Annotated in this window: 21 protein-coding genes and 1 tRNA gene; 12 read left to right on the top strand and 10 right to left on the bottom strand. The window is 43.2% G+C overall.

What is annotated here, in order from left to right:
- Positions 1 to 13: 13 nt before the first annotated feature.
- The 3 genes from SD449_RS08775 to SD449_RS08765 form a co-directional block, all read right to left on the bottom strand.
- Positions 14 to 3,202 (bottom strand): SusC/RagA family TonB-linked outer membrane protein, encoded by a 3,189-nt coding sequence (locus SD449_RS08775; protein WP_318310027.1) that lies wholly within the window; start codon positions 3,200 to 3,202, stop codon positions 14 to 16.
- A gap of 215 nt (positions 3,203 to 3,417) precedes the next feature.
- Entirely contained in the window at positions 3,418 to 4,347 is a 930-nt protein-coding gene (locus tag SD449_RS08770; protein ID WP_318310026.1) for a FecR family protein, read from the bottom strand.
- Positions 4,348 to 4,494: 147 nt separating this feature from the next.
- Positions 4,495 to 5,055 carry an RNA polymerase sigma-70 factor gene (locus tag SD449_RS08765; protein ID WP_318310025.1) on the bottom strand — a complete coding sequence of 187 codons (561 nt, stop codon included), beginning with the start codon at positions 5,053 to 5,055 and terminating at the stop codon, positions 4,495 to 4,497.
- A gap of 164 nt (positions 5,056 to 5,219) precedes the next feature.
- Between SD449_RS08765 and SD449_RS08760 the strand changes: the two genes are divergently transcribed.
- From SD449_RS08760 to SD449_RS08730, 7 genes are all read left to right on the top strand, one after another.
- Positions 5,220 to 5,303: transfer RNA gene (locus tag SD449_RS08760), tRNA-Leu, on the top strand.
- 155 nt (positions 5,304 to 5,458) lie between these two features.
- Positions 5,459 to 6,559, top strand: coding sequence for a hypothetical protein (locus SD449_RS08755; protein ID WP_318310024.1), 1,101 nt, complete (start codon positions 5,459 to 5,461; stop codon positions 6,557 to 6,559).
- A gap of 109 nt (positions 6,560 to 6,668) precedes the next feature.
- Positions 6,669 to 8,273: an alanine/glycine:cation symporter family protein gene (locus SD449_RS08750; protein WP_318310023.1), complete on the top strand. Its 1,605-nt coding sequence runs from the start codon at positions 6,669 to 6,671 to the stop codon at positions 8,271 to 8,273.
- Between the two features lie 162 nt (positions 8,274 to 8,435).
- Entirely contained in the window at positions 8,436 to 9,335 is a 900-nt protein-coding gene (locus tag SD449_RS08745; protein ID WP_318310022.1) for a MerR family transcriptional regulator, read from the top strand.
- A 6-nt stretch (positions 9,336 to 9,341) separates the two neighbouring features.
- Entirely contained in the window at positions 9,342 to 10,793 is a 1,452-nt protein-coding gene (locus tag SD449_RS08740; protein WP_318310021.1) for a phytoene desaturase family protein, read from the top strand.
- 5 nt (positions 10,794 to 10,798) lie between these two features.
- Positions 10,799 to 11,641: a phytoene/squalene synthase family protein gene (locus SD449_RS08735; protein ID WP_318310019.1), complete on the top strand. Its 843-nt coding sequence runs from the start codon at positions 10,799 to 10,801 to the stop codon at positions 11,639 to 11,641.
- The gene (locus SD449_RS08730; protein WP_318310017.1) at positions 11,638 to 12,090 is read left to right on the top strand and encodes a sterol desaturase family protein; all 453 of its coding nucleotides are present in this window, start codon (positions 11,638 to 11,640) and stop codon (positions 12,088 to 12,090) included. The genes SD449_RS08735 and SD449_RS08730 overlap by 4 nt, the downstream gene beginning before the upstream one ends.
- On the opposite strand, the gene SD449_RS08725 is transcribed toward SD449_RS08730, so the two are convergent.
- From SD449_RS08725 to SD449_RS08700, 6 genes are all read right to left on the bottom strand, one after another.
- Positions 12,091 to 12,657, bottom strand: a complete 567-nt coding sequence (locus SD449_RS08725) for a TlpA family protein disulfide reductase (RefSeq protein WP_318310016.1) — start codon at positions 12,655 to 12,657, stop codon at positions 12,091 to 12,093.
- Positions 12,654 to 13,214: a TlpA family protein disulfide reductase gene (locus SD449_RS08720; RefSeq protein ID WP_318310015.1), complete on the bottom strand. Its 561-nt coding sequence runs from the start codon at positions 13,212 to 13,214 to the stop codon at positions 12,654 to 12,656. The genes SD449_RS08725 and SD449_RS08720 overlap by 4 nt, the downstream gene beginning before the upstream one ends.
- An 80-nt stretch (positions 13,215 to 13,294) precedes the next feature.
- On the bottom strand, positions 13,295 to 15,562 hold the full coding sequence (locus tag SD449_RS08715; RefSeq protein ID WP_318310014.1) for an aconitate hydratase: 2,268 nt from the start codon (positions 15,560 to 15,562) through the stop codon (positions 13,295 to 13,297).
- A gap of 104 nt (positions 15,563 to 15,666) precedes the next feature.
- On the bottom strand, positions 15,667 to 16,620 hold the full coding sequence (locus SD449_RS08710; RefSeq protein WP_318310013.1) for an AAA family ATPase: 954 nt from the start codon (positions 16,618 to 16,620) through the stop codon (positions 15,667 to 15,669).
- Between the two features lie 4 nt (positions 16,621 to 16,624).
- Positions 16,625 to 18,028 carry a peptidylprolyl isomerase gene (locus SD449_RS08705; RefSeq protein ID WP_318310012.1) on the bottom strand — a complete coding sequence of 468 codons (1,404 nt, stop codon included), beginning with the start codon at positions 18,026 to 18,028 and terminating at the stop codon, positions 16,625 to 16,627.
- A complete protein-coding gene (locus SD449_RS08700) occupies positions 18,018 to 18,818 on the bottom strand; it encodes a peptidyl-prolyl cis-trans isomerase (RefSeq protein ID WP_318310011.1) in 801 nt (266 codons plus the stop codon). Before SD449_RS08700 ends, SD449_RS08705 begins: the two co-directional genes overlap by 11 nt.
- A gap of 192 nt (positions 18,819 to 19,010) precedes the next feature.
- Here SD449_RS08700 and SD449_RS08695 point away from each other — a divergent pair, with 192 nt between their 5' ends.
- The 3 genes from SD449_RS08695 to SD449_RS08685 are packed head-to-tail and all read left to right on the top strand — an operon-like array spanning position 19,011 to position 20,870.
- Positions 19,011 to 19,463, top strand: a complete 453-nt coding sequence (locus SD449_RS08695) for an SRPBCC family protein (RefSeq protein ID WP_318310010.1) — start codon at positions 19,011 to 19,013, stop codon at positions 19,461 to 19,463.
- A 6-nt stretch (positions 19,464 to 19,469) separates the two neighbouring features.
- Complete coding sequence (locus SD449_RS08690) at positions 19,470 to 19,727, top strand: hypothetical protein (protein ID WP_318310009.1); 258 nt, start codon at positions 19,470 to 19,472, stop codon at positions 19,725 to 19,727.
- Positions 19,728 to 19,736: 9 nt separating this feature from the next.
- The gene (locus SD449_RS08685) at positions 19,737 to 20,870 is read left to right on the top strand and encodes a serine hydrolase (protein ID WP_318310008.1); all 1,134 of its coding nucleotides are present in this window, start codon (positions 19,737 to 19,739) and stop codon (positions 20,868 to 20,870) included.
- Positions 20,871 to 20,946: 76 nt separating this feature from the next.
- On the opposite strand, the gene SD449_RS08680 is transcribed toward SD449_RS08685, so the two are convergent.
- Positions 20,947 to 21,465 (bottom strand): fasciclin domain-containing protein, encoded by a 519-nt coding sequence (locus tag SD449_RS08680; RefSeq protein WP_318310006.1) that lies wholly within the window; start codon positions 21,463 to 21,465, stop codon positions 20,947 to 20,949.
- Between the two features lie 118 nt (positions 21,466 to 21,583).
- Here SD449_RS08680 and SD449_RS08675 point away from each other — a divergent pair, with 118 nt between their 5' ends.
- The gene (locus tag SD449_RS08675) at positions 21,584 to 22,147 is read left to right on the top strand and encodes an RNA polymerase sigma factor (protein ID WP_318310005.1); all 564 of its coding nucleotides are present in this window, start codon (positions 21,584 to 21,586) and stop codon (positions 22,145 to 22,147) included.
- Positions 22,144 to 22,899, top strand: a complete 756-nt coding sequence (locus SD449_RS08670; RefSeq protein WP_318310004.1) for an anti-sigma factor — start codon at positions 22,144 to 22,146, stop codon at positions 22,897 to 22,899. The genes SD449_RS08675 and SD449_RS08670 overlap by 4 nt, the downstream gene beginning before the upstream one ends.
- The last annotated feature ends 14 nt before the right edge of the window (positions 22,900 to 22,913 follow it).

Here is a 22,913-nt window from a genome sequence, read left to right as displayed (position 1 = left end):
TGATTTTTTTTGATTAGAATGATACGTTTAAGCCAAATACAACTGTTCTTGATTTGGGATAATTGAAGTAGTCGATACCAAAAGTCTGAATACCATCAATAGTCAGATTTGAATTAATCTCGGGATCAAAACCACTGTAATCCGTAATCACAAACAAGTTTTGACCGGTTACGGAAAATCGAATCGTGTTGACCAATCCATCAAGTCCTACCAACGCGGGGTTTAGGTTATATCCCAGAGTGGCATTGTTCAACCTTAGGAAATCGCCATCTTCCAAATATCTGGTGGACACGGCATTGGAGTTGGTAATGTCCTCGTTGGGAAATTGTGTGGCAATGGATGTGGTGTTAAAATTGGAACTCAACAATCCCTTACTGAACAACGACATGGCGGTGTGGTTATATACTTTGTTTCCTGACACTCCATTAAAGTTTAAACCAAGGTCAAAATTCTTGTAATTGAAGTTTAGGTAGAAAGCATAGATCAAATCTGGAAGGGCACTGCCTACCACTTTTCTCTCGTCGGACAAAATGCTCAGTCCATCGTCCCCGATTCCCAAAAATTCGGGCATATAAAATGCTCCGATGGGCTCCCCGTTGATGTTGCCATTTATGGTGGCATCGGTCTGTCCCGCACCTTGCGCGGCACCAGTAGTCAAAACTTCGTAAGGTGAATCGGAAACCTCATTTTTCGTATAAGCAAAGTTACCCCCGATGTTATAGGAAAAGTCCTTGCTGTAATCGCTGTGATAGTCCAGCGAGAATTCAACACCACTGTTTTTGATCTCCATATCGGGAATATTGGTCCAATATTTATCCGTAGGCTGAACGGGGTCCGCAGGGGTTACTTCCAACAGGATGTTTTCGGATACTTTATTGAAGTAATCCAAGGTTCCCGACAACCGATTATTGAACAGGCCAAAGTCAAGACCAAAATCAAACTGTTCGGATACTTCCCACTGAATATCGGGGTTTGCCAAACGGGTAAAAATGGTACCGTACGGATAATCTGCCAAAGTGCTTTCGTCACCATTGATTGGATAGGAGTCGTTGTTGTCCCTGCTATCGGTAAAACTTCTTTTGGTAATTTTTGAAGGTATCTCTTGGTTACCTGTCCTACCCCAACTGGCTCTCAACTTCAAATTGTTGATAGTTGTATTGGAGCTCAAGAATTCCTCGTTCATGATGTTCCATCCAGCGGCCACAGAGGGGAAATATCCATACTTGTTGTTTCCACCAAATTTGGATGAACCGTCCGCCCTCATGGTGGCCGTTAACATATAGCGATTATCAAAAACATAATTGGCCCTTCCGAAAAAGGACTGCAACTCGTTTTTTGTCGCATAAGTTTTCATGTTGGTAGGGGTGTCCTCAGAACTGATTTGATCCTGATATTTTGGATCGATTCCATTGTCCGAAAACCCCTCCATTTCAAAACTTTTCTGATGCACATAGGTTTCTTGATAAGAATGTCCCAACAAGAATGTGAAGTTCTGTTTCTCGCCCACCAAATTATAGGTCAATGTATTTTCAATAAGACTGTTTTTATTGGTAGTGTAGATGCTGTTCAGTTCTCCCCTAATGTAATCCTCTAACAAAGGGTATGGTTTTGTCTGCACATCCCTTTCTGTAGAAGAGTAATCAACACCCAGGTTCAACTTATAGGTGAGTCCTTTTACGATTTCCACGGAAGGTGCCAAGTTGGCCAAAATACGATGGTTAACGGCATCATCACTATAGATTTTCTCTCGTGTCAATGGGTTGAGCATATTGTCCAACAAAGTTGGCTGACCATCGGTATACAATGGCAGCGTCGGATTCAATTGAAGCATATCCTGAACTATGGCATCGGAATCGGCCCGTAGGTTTTCCGTTCTCGTGGCGGTCATATTGAACTCGATTTTCAATCGGTCGTTGAATGCTCTTTGGGTCAAATTCAATCTACCGGAATAACGCTTCAGGTCGTTGCCCCTAAGAATCCCTTCTTGGTCGTTCACTCCCAAAGAGGCACGATAAGAGAATTGGTCGGACGCCCCGCTCATGGCGAAGTTTATATTTTTTGAGAATCCCGTCCTGCTCAAGGCATCTTGCCAATCGGTGTCCGCTCCGCCATCTTCCAAGGTGCCACCGGCGGCAACGACCTCCTGTCTAAAACGGTCGGCCGAAAAAACATCGACCTGATTCGCCAAGGTCGAGAAACCTGTGGAAACATTAAGGTCCATTTGGGTTCTTCCTGCCTTACCTCTTTTCGTTGTGATCACAATTACCCCGTTGGCCGCCCTTGCTCCGTATATTGCCGCTGCCGATGCATCTTTCAACACATCGATACTTTTAATGTCCTGTGGGTTGATAAAGTTCAAAGGGTTCGTAGGAACACCTGTACTCGTATTGTCCAGGGCAAAACCATCTATTACATACAAGGGCGTGGTACCGGAGCGAAGACTCCCGACACCCCTGATGATCACATCTTGTGCTGCACCGGGCTCTCCACTGACATTGGATATGTTGACACCGGCCACTTTACCTTGTAACAATTGTCCGGGGTTCATAACGATACCTTTGTTGAATTCCTCGCTGTCCACCGAGGCAATGGAACCGGTTACATCGGTTTTTCTCTGGGTACCGTATCCAACGACCACTACGTCTTCCAACATGGTGGCGTCTTGTTCCAATTGCACATTGATGGTGCTGCGTCCATCTACGGACACTTCGCGGGATTTGTACCCCAAATAGGAAATTTGAAGAACCGCATCGCTTTCCACATCAATGGAAAAGTTTCCATCAAAATCGGTAATGGTCCCATTTCCCCTACCCTGTTCCATTACGGAAGCTCCGGCCAATGGCACCCCATTTTCATCGGTAATCTTACCGGTGACGGTAATAAAAACCACTTCGACCACCCTTTTTGGTGCCTTGGGCCTTACATCTATGGAAATGGTATTGTTGATCCTCCTAAAAGTAAGGTCGGCATCTTTGGCCATCAATTCCAAAACGGATTTTAACGAAACGTTCTGGTAGGCAATGTTGTAGGTGTTCTGTAACCTATCTACTTTTCGGTCGTATACAAATTTAAAGTCGGTCTGACCTTCAATCTGTCTGAGCACATCTACTACGGTGGCGTCGTCCACGGACAAATCCACCTTAAAACTTTCCAAGCTCTGCCCTCTAACATCAGCGGCAAGCACTGGGTTAAGAAGTGACAAAACAATCAGGAAGCAAAATGTATGGAATGTCAATTTGATTAATTGTTTAATAGTTGGTGAATTCATAATTTCACATAATGTTTAAATGGTTATAAGAATTTGTAATTATTGAACAGTCGACAGCCTGTTTCCGCTCGCCAAAGTGTTACGGGCTGTCTCTTTTTTCATGAGTTGGTTTTATGTCATAGGGTCATATTTTTTGGTTCGAGTTGGTTTCAGTCAGTGCATTTTCCGTTTAATTGGATGTTGTTATTGTCCATAAACTGGTAGCTCAGCCCTTTTTTAGCATAAACAATGCTCTCCAGGACGGCGCTCAATCTTTCGTTGTTGTATGTTGCGGTGATGTGGCAATTGCCAATGTTATCATTGTCGACCAAAAAGCTCACTCCGTACCAGCGCTCCAAGGTTTCCAGCACTTCGGATAGTTGTGCGTCCTCAAAATGGATGATTCCATCCTTCCAGTGCAGAAAAGCCGAGATATCGATTTTATCCTTGGTGATGGATTTTGTCCTTTTATCAAAAACACCTTGTTCATTTGGTAAGAGAAAAACTTCGTTATCCTGGGATGCCACCTTTACTTTTCCTGTGGCCACCGTGATGGCCACCTGTTGGCTATCGGGATAGGTGTTCACATTAAATGAAGTTCCCAGTACGGTGGTCTCCACCTCTCCTGATTTTATGATGAAGGGTTTATTCGGATTTTTTGCCACATCAAAAAAGGCCTCGCCCTCAAGCTGCACTTCTCTTATATTTCCATCAAAACGCTTTGGAAATATTATGGTACTACCGGAATTCAGGTAAACCTCGGTCCCATCTGCCAGGTGCAAATTCAGTTTTTGACCCCAGTCGGTGGATTTTGTGACCTGCGCCACGGGTTCATCCACCTCCTGATTGCCCATATAATTGAATACAAAATATGTAAGTCCAACCAGCAAGATTATCGAAGCGGCCACGCTGCTCCATTTAAACATCAAGTTCCTTGTTTGGGGCCGATTGATGCCTTTGGTCAATTTTTGACCAATTTGTTTTTTGTGCTCCGGATTTTTAAAGATGTTCCGATGATTCTTGGAAAGCAGCCTATGGTCAAATTGTTCCAAAAGCGATTCCTCCTTTTTGGAAATGGTACCATCAAGGTATTTTTTCATCAACGTTTTGATCTCATTTTCAGTCATGGTGTGTCCGTTTCACTTAGAAGTACCGGAAACGCACACCAACGCACATGCTAAAATGAGGGTTTAATGATTACTTAATCTTTGGAAATCGCTCTTAACCTTTAGCTAAAAAAAGAGTGCCTAAAAGAACAATGACTTAACAATGGAGAGGTCTTTACGAAGTTGTCTCAGTGCAAGGGAAATTTGATTTTCTACGGAACGATGGGATATGTTCAGCCGGTTTGCAATCTCTTGGTTGCTTATGTGATGGATGCGGCTCAATCGGAATACTTCTTGACATCGTTGGGGAAGATTGGACAAACTCACATCGATTCGCTCGTTAAGTTCCAAAACATCTTCTTCCAATTCCATTTCCGGAGCTATGTAAACTGTATTTGCAGCTTCTATCTGTATTTTATTGAACTTGATGTCACGAAGTGCGTTATAACATTTATATCGTGTTGCCTTAAACAGATAGGATTTGATGTTTTCCACCTCCACACTCTCCCTGCGTTGCCAATAATCGACCCAGATGTCCTGGACCAAGTCTTGGGCCAGGGAATCGTTCATTACCAGTGAAGATGCGTAGGTATACATGGGCTCCCACAACATGGAAAACAGCAAATTGAATGCGTTCCTATCCGAATCTTTGACCCGGACAGCAAGTCGATGCTGGCGTTCATCTGTATGGGGGTGTTTCATGCAAGACAAATTTCATAAAAATAAGAGTGGCCGGATATTATGATTTTGTAAACTTTGTGCTAAGACATTCTATTGTTGGCCTACCCGCCTTCAATGATAAAAAGCCATTAAAGTCCTGCCTTTTTGCACAAAAAAATTATATTTGCACACTTAAAATTCCAAAGGCCCACGTGGTGGAATTGGTAGACACGCTACCTTGAGGGGGTAGTGTTCGTAAGGACGTGCTGGTTCGACTCCAGTCGTGGGCACAAAAAACCGCAAGACTTTGCGGTTTTTTTGCTTTTATCAACCCGGTATTGACCCAATTCCCGGTTTTGTTTTATACTTACTTTATTTTTAAGTAATTTCCGTTGCGTTGACAATCAATTTGTTTTGAAGACCTTTTATCCTAAGCACTTAAAAAATGGACGCTGACCTACCCAATCAGGTTTCCTTATTTTATGGTTGGTGGCAGCTCTCGGTTAGCTTGTTCGCTTTCCTTTCCCTCATGTCCATTTGGTACCATATCGGCAAAAAACAAGCCGACTATGGCCCGGTATGGCTTGCCCTTTCGGTATTGTGCTGGGCCTTTTCTGGACTTGTGGATGTTATTTATCTGTACAGCGACGGTTCCTATGTTCATTATAAGGACGGGTTCAGGAGCGTTTTCTCATTGACCAACAGCCTTTTTATACTCATGGCATTGCCGTGGTTCAAATATTTGCCCAAACAGTTTGCACCTCTTATAAAGTCCAAGTTTTGGCCCTACATCATAGGTATCCCTTTCTTTTTTGCACTGTTTCCAACGCTCTTCAAAATGTTTTTGGCGCAAGAAGCCTCCGTAATCAATGAGCTTGATGTGGTCTACGCATTCCTGACCCTGATTTTTTTGGGGTTCGTGCTTTGGGAATCTTTCAGGAAAAGGAGATTGCCACTATTGGCATGGTTGGCTCTCATCACTATTTTGGTGACCCTGTTGGCACAAATCTACAAGTTGACAGGCAGCAATATCAACCTCTTGTTATTTTCTGCCATCTTTAAGACCTCCTTGATCATGCTTTTCTTTGCCCTTGCCCTAAGTTGGGTAAAAGAACTTACCGAAACCGTGATTCCCGAACCCCATCTGCTAAAGCTGGTATTTGGCAAACCGAACAAACGCAGTAGTGGAAATGGTACATCGGTGACCTTACTGGGGTTTCCAGGAGAAAAGGACCGAACCGTTCAACTGACCCCCGCACTCTACAATTTATTGAAAACCTTTGCCGAAAGAAAAAAGAATACCAATGAGGGCTGGCTGGAAATCAAGCCAAAAAACTTTATAGCCTCAAAAAATTATGACATCAACGATCATAACGAACTCAAAAGGTTGTTGGAATCCATACTCAATGGCCTGTTTGGTAAGGGAAATTGGACCAAGGAAAAACACTACGAACCCCTAAAAACCAGTTTGTTCCAAATGTCGGAAAACAGGGAACGAAAAATTAGGCTGCATCTCCCAAAAGAAAACATAACCATTGAAAACTAGATGATTACCTTTGATTTGTCAGTTTTTATTTTACTGACATTTTAGAATTCCTTCCGACAAAGCCCAGATAGTCCAAAACTACGATTGAAATTTCGGCAAACTATCAATCATGGAAAACCTATCTTTTTACAGTACATTTTTTAATTTTCTAAAACCCATAGCCCTATCCAACCAGGGCCTTGACGAAAAAATCAATGATGCCTTTATGCCCTTTGCCATATGGTGGGAGAATTTAATCTTGACGGAAATACCATTGTTCGGCCAAGGAATTCCGATCATTTTGATCATTCTAATTGTAGGAGCATTGTTCTTCACGGTATACTTTGGCTTCGTAAATATCCGCCATTTCCCAACTGCCATACAGGTGGTACGTGGAAAATATGACGAATTGGAAAAATTGGCCCCAAAACTGAGCGCTGAAGTATATGAGGTGGATGGCGATTTGGTGGACACCATCAAAAATGAAGGGCACCACGGTGAAGTAAACCACTTTCAGGCATTGGCTACCGCGGTATCTGGAACGGTTGGATTGGGCAATATAGCCATGGTAGCAGTGGCCATTTCCTTTGGAGGGCCCGGTGCCACTTTTTGGATGATCCTTGCCGGCCTACTGGGAATGTCCACAAAATTCGTGGAGTGCACTTTGGGTGTAAAGTACCGGGATATTGATAAGAACGGCAATGTATATGGGGGACCCATGTACTATTTGTCCAAAGGTTTGCAACAGCGTGGATTTGCTAGATTGGGGAAGGTTTTGGCCGCGCTCTTTGCCGTGCTGTGCATTGGGGCTTCGTTTGGTGGGGGCAATGCCTTTCAGAGCAATCAGGCAGCAGCACAGATTATTGAGCGTTTTGGGTTAACGGGAAGTGCCACCGGAAGCATCATTGGGGCAGTCTTTGCCATTTTGGCCGGAATCGTAATCATTGGAGGCATCAAACGCATAGCCAAGGTCACCGAGAAAGTGGTGCCGTTTATGGCTATTCTCTATGTAGGTGCGGCACTCTTCATCATATTTTCAAAAATAGAACTGGTGGACGATGTATTTGCATTGATCATAGAGAGCGCATTTACTCCCGAAGCAACAATTTCCGGGGGCATTGTGGGCGTAATGATCCAAGGGTTCCGAAGGGCGGCATTTTCCAATGAGGCCGGTGCTGGTTCTGCGGCCATTGCCCACTCTGCCGTGAACACGTCCTATCCCGCTTCGGAAGGACTTGTTGGTTTGTTGGAACCTTTCATTGATACGGTGCTGGTCTGCACCATGACGGCCATTGTGATCATTCTCTTTAATATGGACGGGGTATTTGTTTATGGTAACGTGGTCGAGGGACAGGCATTGCTCAACGACGGGAGCCGGTTGGGAGGGGTAAATATTACCTCCCTTGCTTTTGAAAGTTCCATAGGTGGGTCTTCTTGGATCTTGATGTTGGCCGTTTGCCTTTTTGCATTCAGCACCATCCTTTCTTGGTCCTATTACGGGCTGCAGGCCTGGAAGTATCTTTTTGGAAGAAGCAAGTTGATGGATCTATCCTATAAAATAATATTTCTGATGTTCACGGTACTGGGCGCTGCAATAACCTTGGATGCGGTCATAAAATTTTCCGATGCCATGATTTTGGCCTTGGTATTCCCCAATATGTTCGGCCTGTTGATGTTGTTTCCCTACGTGAAAAAAGAGTTCAAAATCTATAAAAAGCTGATTTTCAAAAGATAGATTACAAGATACTTTTGGCAGTTTGATTTTAAACACCGTCTGAAAAATTCTCAACACTTTTCCCAAAACATTGATATTTATAAGGAAGAATCTAAATTTTTGATAAAAAGCTAGGATGACATTTTTTTAATTGTAAATTTGTTTAACGTTTAACCGTAAAAGATGAACAGCGTAAAAAGTTCTTTTAGCATTCGCGATATGGAAAACCTTTCGGGGATAAAGGCACATACCATTCGAATCTGGGAAAAGAGATACAATTTGTTCTGCCCGGAAAGGACCGATACCAACATTCGTACCTACAATCTGGAAAATTTACAAAAATTATTGAACGTTACCCTGCTTTACAACAACGGGTACAAGATTTCCAAAATTGCCAAATTGGGGGAAGCCAAAATACCTTCATTGGTCAATGAGATCATCTCCCAAAAAAGTGAGAAAAGCCATGCCATCAATTCATTTAAGTTGGCCATGCTCAATTTTGACCAATCCCTTTTCTTGAATACCTACAATGGCCTTTTGGATCAAAAATCGTTCACCCAAATATTCAATGAGGTATTTATACCCCTTTTGAACGAACTAGGACTGTTGTGGCAAACGAATACCATAAGCCCGGCACACGAGCATTTTATATCCAATTTGATCAAACAAAAAATTTATATACATACGGAAAAGCTTCAATTTGAGGCCCCCACGAAAAAGGACCTTGTCTATGTGCTGTTTTTACCGGAAAATGAAATTCATGAACTTGGCCTGTTGTACATCAACTATCAATTGGCCCTGCACGGATACAAGACCATTTATTTAGGCCAGACCATGCCTATTGAAAGTTTGGAGGATCTGCTCAAATATTATAAAAACATCAGGTTTGTTTCCTATTTCACCGTTTCGCCCACCAAGGACGATATCGATGATTACTTTGTACGATTTGGGGAAGTACTCAAAAAATCGCCCGACTCCGAACTTTATGTTTTGGGACATCAGATTCAAGAATTTGGGGACAACAAACCTCTTGGCCCCATCAAAGTATTTAAATCCATTAATCAACTGATAGAATCGCTTTAAGCCCAAATGAAGAAAGTAATTGTCATTGGTTCCGGTTTTTCGTCCCTTTCCGCTTCTTGTTATTTGGCAAAGGCGGGCTACGCAGTGGAATTGTTTGAAAAAAACGACACGGTCGGCGGCAGGGCCAGACAAATGGTAAAAGATGGTTTTACATTCGATATTGGTCCCAGTTGGTACTGGATGCCCGATATTTTTGAGAAGTTTTTCGCTGATTTTGGCAAAAAGACATCCGACTACTATCAATTGGATAAATTGAACCCTGCTTACAAGATTTTTTTTGAGGACGAGACCATTACCATAGGTGATTGTATGGAAAACATCTGCGCAGAGTTCGAACGTATTGAGCCCGGAAGCAGCGAGCATTTAAAACAGTTCATTGGCGAGGCACAGGAAAACTATGACATTGCCATCAACAAAGTAGTACTGCGGCCCGGAATATCCCCGTTTGAGCTGGTTACCAAAGAAACCATATTGAAGGTGGACCAGTTTTTCAAGACCATTAGCCAACAGGTCCGTAAACGATTCAAAAATCCAAAATTGGTCTCCACGTTGGAATTTCCGGTACTCTTCTTGGGTGCAAAACCGAGCAATACCCCTTCGTTCTACAATTTTATGAACTTCGCCGATTTCGGTCTTGGTACGTGGCATCCCAAAGGCGGCATGTACGAAATCATCAAGGCCATGAAAAACGTGGCGGAAGAATTGGGTGTCATTATACATACCGATAGTCCCGTAAGCCATATTCTTGTTTCCGATGGAGAGGTTTTGGGCATCAGGAGCCGAGGAAAAAACCATCTTGGGGATTACGTGGTAAGCGGGGCCGACTATCACCACTCCGAAACCTTGCTCGACAAAAAATACCGTCAATACTCCGAGGAATATTGGGAGAAAAAGACCTATGCACCTTCCTCGCTGCTATTTTACATCGGTTTTGACAAGAAACTGGAAAACATTGAACACCATAATCTGTTCTTTGACACCAATTTTGAAAAACATGCCGAAGAAATCTATGATCGTCCACAATGGCCCACTGACCCGCTGTTCTATGCCAATTTCCCTTCCGTTACGGACGCATCCATGGCTCCTGAGGGCAAGGAAACAGGGTTTTTCTTGGTACCCATTGCCCCGGGATTGGAAGATACCCCGCAATTGAGGGACCAGTATTTTGACATTGTGATGGATAGATTTGAAAAATTAACCCGTCAGAATGTAAAAAAATCAGTACTTTTTAAAGAAAGTTTCTGTGTGAACGATTTTATTGAACAGTACAACTCCTATAAAGGAAACGCCTATGGTTTGGCCAACACGCTGCGCCAGACCGCTTTTTTGCGACCTAACCTCAAAAGTAGCAAAGTAAAAAACTTGTTCTTTACCGGTCAGTTGACCGTACCCGGCCCAGGGGTCCCACCATCCCTGATTTCCGGTAAACTGGTGGCTGATCTAATCCTAAAGAAGTAAAAAAGATGAAAACTATTTTTGATGATGTCTCATACCACTGTAGCAAAGTCGTGACGCAGTCCTACAGTACCTCCTTTTCGATGGCCACCAAAATGTTGGCTCCCTCGATTCGTTCGGATATTTATAATATTTATGGTTTTGTGCGTTTTGCCGATGAGATAGTGGATACCTTCCACGACTACGACAAGACCCAGTTGTTCAATGCCTTTGAAAGGGACATGGAACGTGCCATCGAGGATAAAATAAGCCTCAACCCTATCCTGAATTCATTTCAGCATACCTATCATAAATATGATATCCCCCATCACTTGGTCGAGTCTTTTATGAAGAGCATGCGAATGGACCTCACCAAAAAAAATTATGAGACTTTTGATGAGTATCGCGAATACATCTATGGCTCCGCAGATGTTGTGGGTCTTATGTGCCTGTGCGTGTTCGTTAAAGGTGACAAGGAAAAATATGAGCAGCTCAAAGAGTCTGCAATGGCCCTTGGTTCCGCTTTTCAAAAGGTAAATTTTTTACGGGACCTAAAAGCAGATTACGAAGATCTGAACAGGACGTACTTTCCCAACACCAACCTGTTGGAACTGGATGAGGAGTCCAAAAAACGCATCGTAAACGAAATAAAGGCCGATTTTGCCCTTGGTTATTCAGGAATCGTGCAGTTGCCGGAGCAGGCCAAGTTCGGTGTTTATACAGCTTATAAATATTATAAAAAACTGCTTCAAAAACTGCAGAGCACTCCTCCACTGGAAATCAAAAACACAAGGATTCGGGTACCCAACTATCAAAAATTCAGTCTGTTGGCGCAATCCTATGTTAATTATAAATTACAATTGGTACAATGAAAGTAGCACTCTGGATATTGATATTTTTGAGCACTTTTTGTTTTATGGAATTCATGGCGTGGTTCACCCACAAATATATCATGCACGGCTTTTTGTGGACCCTTCACAGGGACCATCATAAAAAAGACCATGACTCGTGGTTCGAGCGCAACGACGCCTTTTTTATCTTTTACGCCGTGGTAAGCATGGTCCTCTTCTATTTAGGGAGTTATACCACTTTTTGGTACGGATGGCCTCTAGGGTTTGGAATTTTGGCCTATGGAATCGCCTACTTCTTGGTTCACGATATATTTATCCACCAACGTTTCAAGATTTTTAGAAACGCGAATAACTGGTATGCACGCGGCGTTCGAAGGGCTCATAAAATCCATCATAAACATTTGGGCAAGGATGATGGTGAGTGTTTTGGAATGTTGTTGGTGCCTTTTAAATATTTTAGACAAAAGTAGTTATTGGGATATAAGCCGGTCCAATAGTTCACGGGTCGAATCCGAGTTCCAGTTGGCCGCCCCCGTTTTATCCACAACCACGTTTCCTTCCCTGTCAACAATGTACGTAGCGGGAATACTACCACTTTCCAGTTCTGCTGGGGAAGGCGATGCCGGAAAATAAACTGGTAGCTCATACCCCTTTTTCTTTAAAAAGGCCATTACCTTTTCTTCTTCGTCGTTGGCAACAAAAGCGAAGTCCACCTTGTCCTTGTAGTCCTTATACAGTTCCACAAACCCTGGAAACTCGGCCACGCATGGTGGACACCACGTGGCCCATACATTGATTAAGATAACCTCTCCTTTTTTGGATTGTAGATTGGTAGGCATACCATTCAAATCAACAAGGTCCCAATTATAGCTGGTAAGCTGGATCTGATCCCCCTCCGCAATAGTGCTCGGACTGACTACAGTTGCCATAATCTTGTTTACCCAAACCTTGACATGAAAGCCCAAAGGGGTAAAAAGGATGAGGATTATGGCCAATATCCATATACCATTACCGATTTGTTCCTTGGTCAGTTTCATTCGACAATCAATTCATCCAACACCTTGTAGACCTTTCTTGTACTCCAATCCGAAATACCCTCTTCATGGATTACAATGTTTCCAGATTTATCTATCAAATAGGATGACGGTACTTTATCCGTCTTTATTGGCATTTTTTCACCTATGATCAAGTAGGTCACCGGAAAAGTGAATCCATGTTTTTCCATAAATGCCTCAACGGGTTCCCGCTCTTCATTGGTGATGATGTAGAAATCCATCTTTCCTTTGTATTTGTCGTACAGTTCCTGAATACTTGCAAGTTCAGCTTCCGAAGGCAATCGCCATGATGCCCACAGGTTGATGAATACCACCTTGCCCTTGGATTTCTCAAAATTGAAAAAGTTCCACTCTTCATCCTTAAGTCGCCAATCATAATCGGTGATCTTTTGTTGTTCCGATTGCTCGATCACCGAAGGCGAAAAGGAAAACAATCTGTTCAACCATATCTTTCCATAGTACCCGATGGGCGTTACGAAAAAAGAGAGAACAAAAAGAATCAATACAACATTGAGAATGGTCTTTCTACTGATCTTCATTGAATATTATTTCTCAAAAATTAAAAACTCCTGACATCTTTTACAATATCAGGAGTTTTCGCAGATTATTTTAGATACAATTAAGCATTCTGCTTTTTAATCAGGTTCAGGGCCGAGCCTTCGTTGAACCACTTGATCTGTGCATCGTTATAGGAATGGTTCGCTATGATGGTATCTTTGCTTCCATCTGCATGCACCACTTCAATGGTCAATGGCTTGTCCGGAGCAAACTCAGCGGCATCCACCATATTGAAGGTGTCGTCCTCTTGAATAAGGTCGTAATCGTTCTCATTGGCAAAGGTCAACGCCAACATACCTTGTTTTTTAAGGTTGGTCTCGTGTATCCTTGCGAACGATTTTACCAATACAACTGCAACACCCAAGTGTCTTGGTTGCATAGCAGCATGCTCTCTGGATGAACCTTCTCCGTAGTTATGGTCTCCGACCACTACGGTCTTGATTCCTTTTTTCTTGTATTCACGTTGTGTATCCGGCACCCCTCCGTACTCACCGGTCAATTGGCTTTTCACCAAGTTGGTTTTCTGGTTGAAGGCGTTTACTGCCCCGATCAAGGTGTTGTTGGCAATATTGTCCAAATGCCCCCTGAATCGCAACCATGGCCCTGCCATGGAAATGTGGTCAGTGGTACATTTTCCAAAGGCCTTGATCAACAACTTCATACCTTGAAGATCGTTGGCGGTGATAGGTTCAAATGGTTCAAGCAGTTGCAAACGTTCTGAACCTTTTGCAACGATTACCTCTACTCCACTTCCATCCTCTACGGGATCTTCATATCCATTTTCTTTGACCTCAAATCCTTTTGGCGGCAATTCCCATCCTGTTGGCTCATCCAACATTACTTCTTCTCCATCCTCGTTGATGAGTTTATCTGTCAATGGATTAAAGTCCAAACGACCTGCAATGGCTATTGCAGCCGTCATTTCTGGAGACGCCACGAATGCGTGGGTATTTGGGTTTCCATCCGCACGCTTCGCAAAGTTACGGTTGAAAGAGTGAACGATACTGTTCTTTGGTGCATTCTTGGGATCTTCATAACGTCCCCACTGACCGATACATGGTCCACAGGCATTGGTGAAGATCTTTGCGTCCAATTTTTCAAATATCTCTAGGATACCATCACGCTCGGTGGTATATCTTACTTGTTCCGACCCTGGATTGATTCCAAATTCGGCTTTTGTCTTCAGTTTTTTGTCCAGCGCTTGTTGCGCGATGGATGATGCTCTTGACAAATCTTCATAGGAAGAGTTGGTACAAGATCCTATCAATCCCCACTCAACAGCCAACGGCCATCCGTTCTCGGTGGCTTTTTTGGTCATACTGCCGACTTCGGTAGCCAAATCCGGTGTAAATGGACCGTTCAAAAGTGGCTTTAATTCGGACAGGTTGATTTCGATGACCTGATCAAAATATTGCTCTGGGTTGGCATATACTTCGGGATCTGCGGTCAAGTGTTCTTTTACTTTATTGGCTGCATCGGCAACATCTTCCCTGTCGGTTGCCCTTAGGTAACGTTCCATGGATTCATCGTACCCAAAAGTCGATGTGGTCGCTCCGATCTCTGCACCCATGTTACAGATGGTACCTTTTCCTGTACAGGACATGGACGTGGCTCCAGGCCCAAAATATTCTACAATGGCGCCTGTCCCTCCCTTTACGGTTAGAATTTCGGCCACTTTAAGGATTACATCTTTAGGGGCGGTCCAACCGGATAGTTTTCCGGTCAATTTAACGCCGATAAGTTTTGGGAATTTTAGTTCCCATGCCATTCCGGCCATTACGTCCACTGCATCCGCACCACCAACTCCAATGGCCACCATTCCCAATCCACCAGCATTAACGGTGTGGGAATCGGTTCCGATCATCATCCCCCCTGGGAAAGCATAATTTTCCAATACTACTTGGTGGATGATACCTGCTCCAGGTTTCCAAAACCCAATACCGTATTTATTGGATACAGACCCCAAAAAGTCAAAAACTTCCTTGCTGGTCTCATTGGCATGTTTTAAATCTGCCGCAGCACCATCTTTGGCTTGAATCAAGTGATCACAGTGAACTGTGGTCGGTACCGCTACTTTATCCTTTCCGGCCTGCATAAATTGCAAGAGGGCCATCTGCGCCGTTGCATCTTGACAGGCGATCCTGTCCGGGGCAAAATCAACATAGTCCTTGCCTCTTACATATGCTTTTTCGGTTTTACCGTCCCACAGGTGGGAGTATAAAATCTTTTCGGAAAGTGTTAGTGGCTTGCCCACCAGTTCACGGGCTTTTTCTACGCGTTCCCCCATGGAAGCATAGACACCCTTAATCATGTCTATATCAAATGCCATTATACAATTGAGTTTTTAAGATTTTTGTAATTCGGTAAATTTACTAAAACAAGAAGTAATTTGGAATTAGAATCGCACTAAATAAGTGTTGACCTCCTTATTTTTTACAACAATTCCGTGATAATTTTTTCTTCGGTGATGCCTTCTGCCTCAGCTTTATAGTTTTTAAGTATCCTATGTCTTAGGATTCCCATGGCCACGGCCTTGACATCTTCAATGTCCGGGGAGAACTTGCCATGGATGGCTGCGTGGGCCTTGGCGGCCAAAACAAGGTTCTGAGATGCCCTTGGTCCCGCGCCCCAATCAATGTAGTTTTTTACATAGTCTGAAGCTCCTTCCTGGCCAGGGCGGGTCCTATTCACCAACCTTACGGTATAATCCACCACATTGTCGGGAACGGGAATGCGCCTGATCAAATGCTGAACCTCGATAATCTCTTCCGCATTGAACAGTGAATTGATATGGACCTCATCATCCGAAGTTGTGGATTTCACTACTTGGATTTCCTCCTCTACCGATGGGTATTTTAGTTCTATGGCAAACATAAAACGGTCCAACTGTGCCTCGGGCAATGGATAGGTACCTTCCTGCTCGATGGGGTTTTGGGTAGCAAGCACAAAATAGGGCCGGTTTAATTTATATTGATTTCCTGCTATGGTAACGGCCCTTTCCTGCATGGCCTCCAATAGGGCCGCTTGGGTCTTTGGCGGTGTCCTGTTGATCTCGTCAGCCAATATGATGTTACCGAAAACAGGTCCTTTGATAAACTTGAAATTGCGGTTTTGGTCCAGCACTTCACTTCCCAAAATATCGCTTGGCATCAAATCGGGGGTAAACTGGATTCTTTTAAAGTCCAATCCCAAGGTTTGCGCAATGGTATTGACCATTAACGTTTTTGCCAGACCGGGAACCCCGATCAAAAGGGAATGACCCCCTGTGTAAATGGACAGTAGTATTTGTTCGATTACCTCTTCTTGGCCTATGATAACCTTGGCAATCTCTTTTTTTAGTTCTTGGTGTTTCTTGACCAGGTTTTCTACTGCATTTACATCTGACATACAACTATTGCTTTACCCAGTTGTTTGCAAAATCGCAGCCTCTACTTTCAGCATCCACATGAATATACGTATCCTCGATATGCTCGTCCATCCACTCTTTTATGGCCTTGAACTGCTTTTCACGAAGTGCCAATTCTTGGATTTTCATATAATCTTTTGCAAAATCCGCTTCGTGCTCGTCATAGCGGTTGGAAATCTTCATAATCTTGAACTTGGGTGGTCCCCCTCTTTGGTCATCTTCGCGAATGGGCCTGGAAATTTCTTCATCCTTTAAGTCCCTCACCTGATTGTAAAGGGTAGGATCCATTTTGGTAAGTTCGAACCTGGAGTCGAAATTTATGGGGTTACGAAGTAATCCGCCATCGAATTTGGTTTCTTTTTCATCGGAGAAATTCAACGCTGCCTCGGCAAAGGTATATTTACCGTCCAAAATTTGCTGACGGATGGTATCCAATTCATTCACAGCTTTGTCAATGGCACTTTGCGGAATCTCCGGGGTCATAAGTATATGTCGAACATCCCGTTCTTGTCCCCTTATCTTTTCCACATAAATGATATGATATCCGAAAATTGTTTCGAATGGCTCGGAAATCTCACCTTCTTGCAAACTGAAGGCAACATCTTTAAACTCCTTAACAAATTGAGTCTCCTTAGTCATACTATAAAGGCCGCCATTGGCCCTAGAAGCAGCATCTTGGGTATATAGAATCGCCTTAACTTTAAAACTTGCATCATTTTCCAAAACATCTTGGCGGATTTCCTTGAGTTGATTGATCACCTTCTGCTTTTCCTCTTCTGGGGCTTCGGGCTGTTTTACAATCTGTGCAATTTCCAGCTCTGCACCAAAAACGGGTCTTTCATCCTCCGAAATCTTATTAAAAAACTGACGTACTTCTTCCGGTGTCACCTCGATTTCTTCAACAATCTTGGTTTGCATCTTTTCGGAGAGCATTCGAAGTTTGTTGATTTCAAAAAGTTCCTCACGGAAGCTTTCCATGTCCGGTTTCTTATAATATTTCAACATTTTCTCAGCACTTCCTATTTGCTGGGTAAGTTGTTGGATTTGCCTATCGCTTTGGGCATTTACCTGATCGTCCGAAACCAACAAACTGTCCTGTACCGCTTGGTGGGCATACAATCTGTCCTCCATAAGTTTTCCCAGCAGATTGCACCGGGTCACATCTTCCATGGAAGCGCCTTGGGTCCTTAGATCGATCAAAGTTTTATCGATGTCCGATTCCAAGATCACATAATCACCGACCACTGCGGCAATCCCGTCCAATTTTACCTTTTTGGAGGTGTCGATGGAATCTCTGGTCGCCAATGCCTCATCCGTTTCCTGTGCTTGTACCAGTCCCAACACTGCAAAAAACGCAGCGGAGAACAGTCCTTTCATTTTATTTTTCATAAACCTCAAATTCATTCTTCTTAATAGCTTCATCAATAATATCGGTCTCCAGTTTTTTCACGTAGTTCAATCGTCTTCTATTTAAGATCAACTGTTTTATATCCGGTTCCACATAATCAAAAGGAGCCGTTTCGTTGACTTCCAATACGTTGGTCACCAAGCCCAAATATACCTCTATCGAGTCTTGTAGCTCAAAAAATTGTGATTTTTTTAAGTGGGTCTCCTCATTTGCCCTGGTCAAGGGCGGTATTTCTTCAATTACCCGATTGGCGCTCACCCATATGGAGTCGTTGAAATGTATTTTTTTGAACTGTACGGCAATAGAGTCCAGGTATCTTTTATCGGAGGCATCCCAGTTTTTAATTTTGGCTTCCACACCATCCCTATCCAAAAACTGCGCCGACATGCCCACAAAGCGCAGTTGCACGAGTTTCTCGTTCAGTTTAAAGTTTTCCTTCTCCCGCTCGTAGAACTCCTGCAACTGGGTCTTGGAAATAGCGGTATCCTGGGATTGGTTCACCAATGCCTCTATGTACGCACGTGTGTAGAGGTCGGTACGATAATCGGAAACCAGACGGTCAAACTCCGCCAGTTTCTCATCCGAAAGATTTATTTTTGATTTTGACAGCAGCAGTTGCTTTGATGCCCAATTATTGATATAGTTGGTCACAAATATGGTGCTATCAGTGGCCGTCATATCATCGTTCAATAACGAGGCGATATCCTCTTTGTACAAATATGTGTCCCCTACCCGGGCCAGCGGTTCCTTTTCTTCATCCTTGTTGAACATACCCTCGCATGAAGAAATAAGGACAACAACAAAAATGCAAATCAAGAACAGTCTATTTTTTTGGAGCTTAAGCATTTCGCAAAAATAACAATTACAAAATCCCTTACAAGAAGGTTCTAATTTCATTAACAGATTTTTTCATGGGAAATAGATGCCCAGAAATTGCTACATTAGTGCAAAACCAATCAAACCATGAAGTACACTACCGAAATTGTAGTTAATGTCCCGAGGGATGAATTCATCGAAAAAATGGATCATCCAGAAAATATGAAACATTGGCAAAGGGGGCTTGTGGCCTACGAACAACTATCCAAGATTACAGGACAGGAAGGTTCCCAAATGAGTCTGACATATGAAATGGGGAAGCGAAAAATGGACTTGGTGGAGACCATCATCAAAAAAAATCTCCCGGAAGAAATGCACATGACCTATGACGCCAAGGGTGTGCACAACCTTCAAAAAAATTATTACAGGGACGAAGGGGAAAGCACACGTTGGATTTCAGAATCTGAATTTCAATTTTCCGGATTCGGGATGAAACTGATGGGGTTTCTGATGCCGGGCGCCTTCAAAAAACAGACCTTACAATATATGCAAGACTTTAAAACCTTTGCGGAAACAGGGAAATCAGTAACCGAATCATAAAAAAACATGGAAAAACTTTTGGATAGAAAAATCAAGATAATCTGGGATTTTAGGGGCCCCACGGCAGCACACATTGCCGAGCACTACTTAAAACACCTCAAAGAATTTGCAGAGGTCGAAGAACTTAAGTACGACCTTGCCGGCGTAGATCATTTTAGCCCTATGCACAGTATCGCTTTTTTGGTGGTTGCCGAATTTGAACTGGGCGAAGTGAAAAGCATACTTAAACCGCACCGGGGCGAGGTATATACCAAGGATATTTAAACCGCTCCCATGTGGCGTAGATTTGCAGTGTTGGGTTATTTGGCTATCGGGGTTTCCTGCACACAAGACCCGGTAACGGACCCTTTGGAGAAAGTACTTTCATCACCGAATCCAAGGATTAAAATGGTCATGGACAACCTCGGGGAACATGAGATTCAGATTCGCTACACACAAATAGACCGTAGGAACGACAGTATATTTTTTACAGATCACGATTTTCAAGTAGATAAAAACAAATACTTCTACCCTGCCAGTACCGTTAAATTTCCTGCTGCGGTAGCTGCCTTGGAAAAGCTGAACGAAATAGATTCGCTCTCCCTCCAAAGCCGTTTTTTTGTTGAGGGCGATTCGGTAGAAACAACATTCGCCACCAATATCTCACAGATTTTTGCCGTGTCGGACAATGCCGCCAATAACAGATTGATAGAGTTTTTGGGACAGGACGAACTCAATGAAAGAATCCAAAAAAGAGGTGTTTCACCCATTCGAATCGCCCATCGCTTATCCACGGACAATGCCGATGATGTCACTACCAAACCCTTGGTCCACTACCTAAACGACTCCACAACTTATTTGAGCGATCCCATCATCAGCTCCCCTGCAAAACCATTGCAATTGCAGAACACCAAAAAAGGTAAGGGATACATAGAGGACGGAAACTATAGAAAGGGGCCGTTTGATTTTGGTCTGAAGAATTATTATCCTATTGAATCGCAAAGCGAATTATTAAAACGAATCATATTCCCCGGGGCATTTCCCAAAGAGCAACAATTTGACCTCAGTGAAGTCCAATACAATTTCCTGAGGGAATCCATGCATACTTTGCCTACAGAACTGGGATATGATCCAGTGACATTTTATGACAGTTACGTAAAATTCTTCATGTTCGGGGACAATACCGATGATATTCCGCCCTACATAAAAATATACAACAAGGTAGGATATGCCTATGGCACATTAACGGACTGCGCCTACATCAAGGACACAAAAAATCAGGTCGATTTTATGATCGTGGCCACCATTTTAGTGAACAGCAATGGTATCTTCAATGATGACACCTATGATTATGATGAAGTGGGCATCCCTTTTTTGGCACAGTTGGGGAGGGAAATTTATCAACTGGAGCTGGAACGCAAAAAATAACCTGCCGAAGCGGATTTATCCAATAAAAAAGCACCGCGGGGCGGTGCTTTTCAACTACAAAACAAACAACTCTTACTTAGTTGGGCATCACAACGTCCTCAATAATATGAATCACTCCATTTGAGGCAACGACATCAGTTTTGGAGATTTTGCTCCAATTACCTTTGGCATCTTTCAAATAAATGCCATCGTCCTTTTTCATAGCCATCAATTTCCCACCGTTCAAGGTTGTAAGTTCTGCACTGCCATTTCCTTTTTCAAGAGCCGCCGCTACATCGGCAGCCATCAATTTTCCGGAGACCACATGGTAGGTAAGTATGGCCGCCAACTTTTCTTTGTTCTCAGGTTTCAACAAGCTGTTCAATGTCTTGGAATCGATTTTCGCAAAGCCGGAATTTACAGGGGCGAAAACAGTGAAAGGTCCGTCACCTTTAAGGGCGCCCACCAAATCGGCCGCTTTTAGTGCGGTTACCAAGGTTGAGAAATCATCCACCGAAACGGCGATATCAACAATGTCCTGGGATTTTTGGGCATTGGATTGTTGTGTAGATAGTAATAGTGCACAAGCTGCAAAGGCAAAAATTAATTTTTTCATTTTTCTGATTTTTAATTTTAATGATTATTGTTTTTAAAGCGCTTTCTACTATTATTTACACATGCTTTTTGCCGATGGATGAAGCCAGCGATTTTTTATCATATCTTTAACATCAGCAATGAAAACCAATTTTGAAGATCACGAGGCAATCTCCCGTTTGATTTCAGGAGATGAAAAAGCCCTCTACCAGCTTTACGATAAATATTCCGGCGCCCTGTTTGGGGTCATCCTTCGTATGTGCAGGAATCAATCCAAAGCAGAGGATCTTCTACAGGAAACTTTCGTCAAGATTTGGAAAAACATAGAGGCCTACGATGCCTCCAAGGGCAGGTTCTATACTTGGGCCTACCGAATTGCAAGGAATACAACGTTAAATTCACTGCGTTCCAAAGATTTGCTCATCCAAATGGAGGATTTGAGTGTATATGATAGTGAAGAGACGAAAGAAGAGGAGCCCGATTATACAGAGTTGAAAGGCACCATAAAAACATTGGAGCCTCATCACCAAAAAGCAATTGCCCTGGTGTACTATAAAGGATACACCCATAAACAGGCCCACAAAGTAATGGGTGTTCCGCTTGGAACTTTTAAATCCTATGTAAGGCAGGCCCTAAAGCAATTACGGGAATCGTATTCCCAGAAGTTGGTCTACATTTGGATCTTTTTAGAATTAATGGCATGATGGAAAGGAAAAAGATATTGGAAGAGGGACTTCTTGAGCTTTATCTGACCGGAGAGCTTTCGGAAGAGGTTACGATTGCCGTAGAAGAAGCCCTTAAAAACGATAAAGAACTTAAAGCACACTTTGATGCACTGGAGCTGGATTTTGAGCGTATGGGCATGGAGCAGGCCATTATGCCGCCATCGACCGTAAAGCAAAGACTGGCCAACTCCATCCATCAAAACGACATAAAAAAAACTAATTGGCTGCCCTTATCGATTGCCGCAGGGTTTGCCCTGATTTTTGGCCTTAGCACTTTTTGGCTATACATACAATGGCAGAATGCCGAAAACAACTTCAAGTCGCTCCAATTGCAGACGAGTGGACTACAGCGTCAAATAGACAATCTTGAGTCGGAATTTAGGCTCACCTCCAATAGATTGGAAAGCATCAACAACCCCGATGTAACTCCTTTGGTACTGTACGGAAATCAAAAGGCCCCTAATGGAAAGGCCATAGCCTATATCAACCATAAAAGTCAACTGGTGCTCGTAAACCCTAAAGGTTTGCCCCGTTTGCCCAAGGACAAAACCTATCAAATGTGGAGCGATGTCAATGGAGAGATGATCAACATGGGCGTTGTGCCCACGGACAAGGAATTGGTCTCTTTAAAATATATTGAAAATGCGGAATCCTTGAACCTGACCATTGAACCTGCTGGTGGAAGCGAACATCCAACCGTAGAGGAACTGGTTTCCAACGTCATCATATAACCCAAAAGTAGAAG

The organism is Flagellimonas crocea (assembly GCF_033441595.1).
GTDB lineage: Bacteria > Bacteroidota > Bacteroidia > Flavobacteriales > Flavobacteriaceae > Flagellimonas > Flagellimonas crocea.
Note: the sequence above shows the minus strand (reverse complement) of the source record. Positions and strands in the feature narration are given on the sequence as shown.

Bases quoted from the DNA above. Each gene is read 5' to 3' on its own strand.
- SD449_RS08675 (WP_318310005.1), top strand. From the start codon at position 21,584: ATGAAAACCAATTTTGAAGATCACGAGGCAATCTCCCGTTTGATTTCA.
- SD449_RS08710 (WP_318310013.1), bottom strand. From the start codon at position 16,620: ATGTCAGATGTAAATGCAGTAGAAAACCTGGTCAAGAAACACCAAGAA.
- SD449_RS08735 (WP_318310019.1), top strand. From the start codon at position 10,799: ATGAAAACTATTTTTGATGATGTCTCATACCACTGTAGCAAAGTCGTG.
- SD449_RS08755 (WP_318310024.1), top strand. From the start codon at position 5,459: ATGGACGCTGACCTACCCAATCAGGTTTCCTTATTTTATGGTTGGTGG.
- SD449_RS08750 (WP_318310023.1), top strand. From the start codon at position 6,669: ATGGAAAACCTATCTTTTTACAGTACATTTTTTAATTTTCTAAAACCC.
- SD449_RS08770 (WP_318310026.1), bottom strand. From the start codon at position 4,347: ATGAAAAAATACCTTGATGGTACCATTTCCAAAAAGGAGGAATCGCTT.
- SD449_RS08765 (WP_318310025.1), bottom strand. From the start codon at position 5,055: ATGAAACACCCCCATACAGATGAACGCCAGCATCGACTTGCTGTCCGG.
- SD449_RS08715 (WP_318310014.1), bottom strand. From the start codon at position 15,562: ATGGCATTTGATATAGACATGATTAAGGGTGTCTATGCTTCCATGGGG.
- SD449_RS08730 (WP_318310017.1), top strand. From the start codon at position 11,638: ATGAAAGTAGCACTCTGGATATTGATATTTTTGAGCACTTTTTGTTTT.
- SD449_RS08695 (WP_318310010.1), top strand. From the start codon at position 19,011: ATGAAGTACACTACCGAAATTGTAGTTAATGTCCCGAGGGATGAATTC.
- SD449_RS08725 (WP_318310016.1), bottom strand. From the start codon at position 12,657: ATGAAACTGACCAAGGAACAAATCGGTAATGGTATATGGATATTGGCC.
- SD449_RS08740 (WP_318310021.1), top strand. From the start codon at position 9,342: ATGAAGAAAGTAATTGTCATTGGTTCCGGTTTTTCGTCCCTTTCCGCT.
- SD449_RS08745 (WP_318310022.1), top strand. From the start codon at position 8,436: ATGAACAGCGTAAAAAGTTCTTTTAGCATTCGCGATATGGAAAACCTT.
- SD449_RS08685 (WP_318310008.1), top strand. From the start codon at position 19,737: ATGTGGCGTAGATTTGCAGTGTTGGGTTATTTGGCTATCGGGGTTTCC.
- SD449_RS08720 (WP_318310015.1), bottom strand. From the start codon at position 13,214: ATGAAGATCAGTAGAAAGACCATTCTCAATGTTGTATTGATTCTTTTT.
- SD449_RS08670 (WP_318310004.1), top strand. From the start codon at position 22,144: ATGATGGAAAGGAAAAAGATATTGGAAGAGGGACTTCTTGAGCTTTAT.
- SD449_RS08705 (WP_318310012.1), bottom strand. From the start codon at position 18,028: ATGAAAAATAAAATGAAAGGACTGTTCTCCGCTGCGTTTTTTGCAGTG.
- SD449_RS08680 (WP_318310006.1), bottom strand. From the start codon at position 21,465: ATGAAAAAATTAATTTTTGCCTTTGCAGCTTGTGCACTATTACTATCT.
- SD449_RS08700 (WP_318310011.1), bottom strand. From the start codon at position 18,818: ATGTTCAACAAGGATGAAGAAAAGGAACCGCTGGCCCGGGTAGGGGAC.
- SD449_RS08690 (WP_318310009.1), top strand. From the start codon at position 19,470: ATGGAAAAACTTTTGGATAGAAAAATCAAGATAATCTGGGATTTTAGG.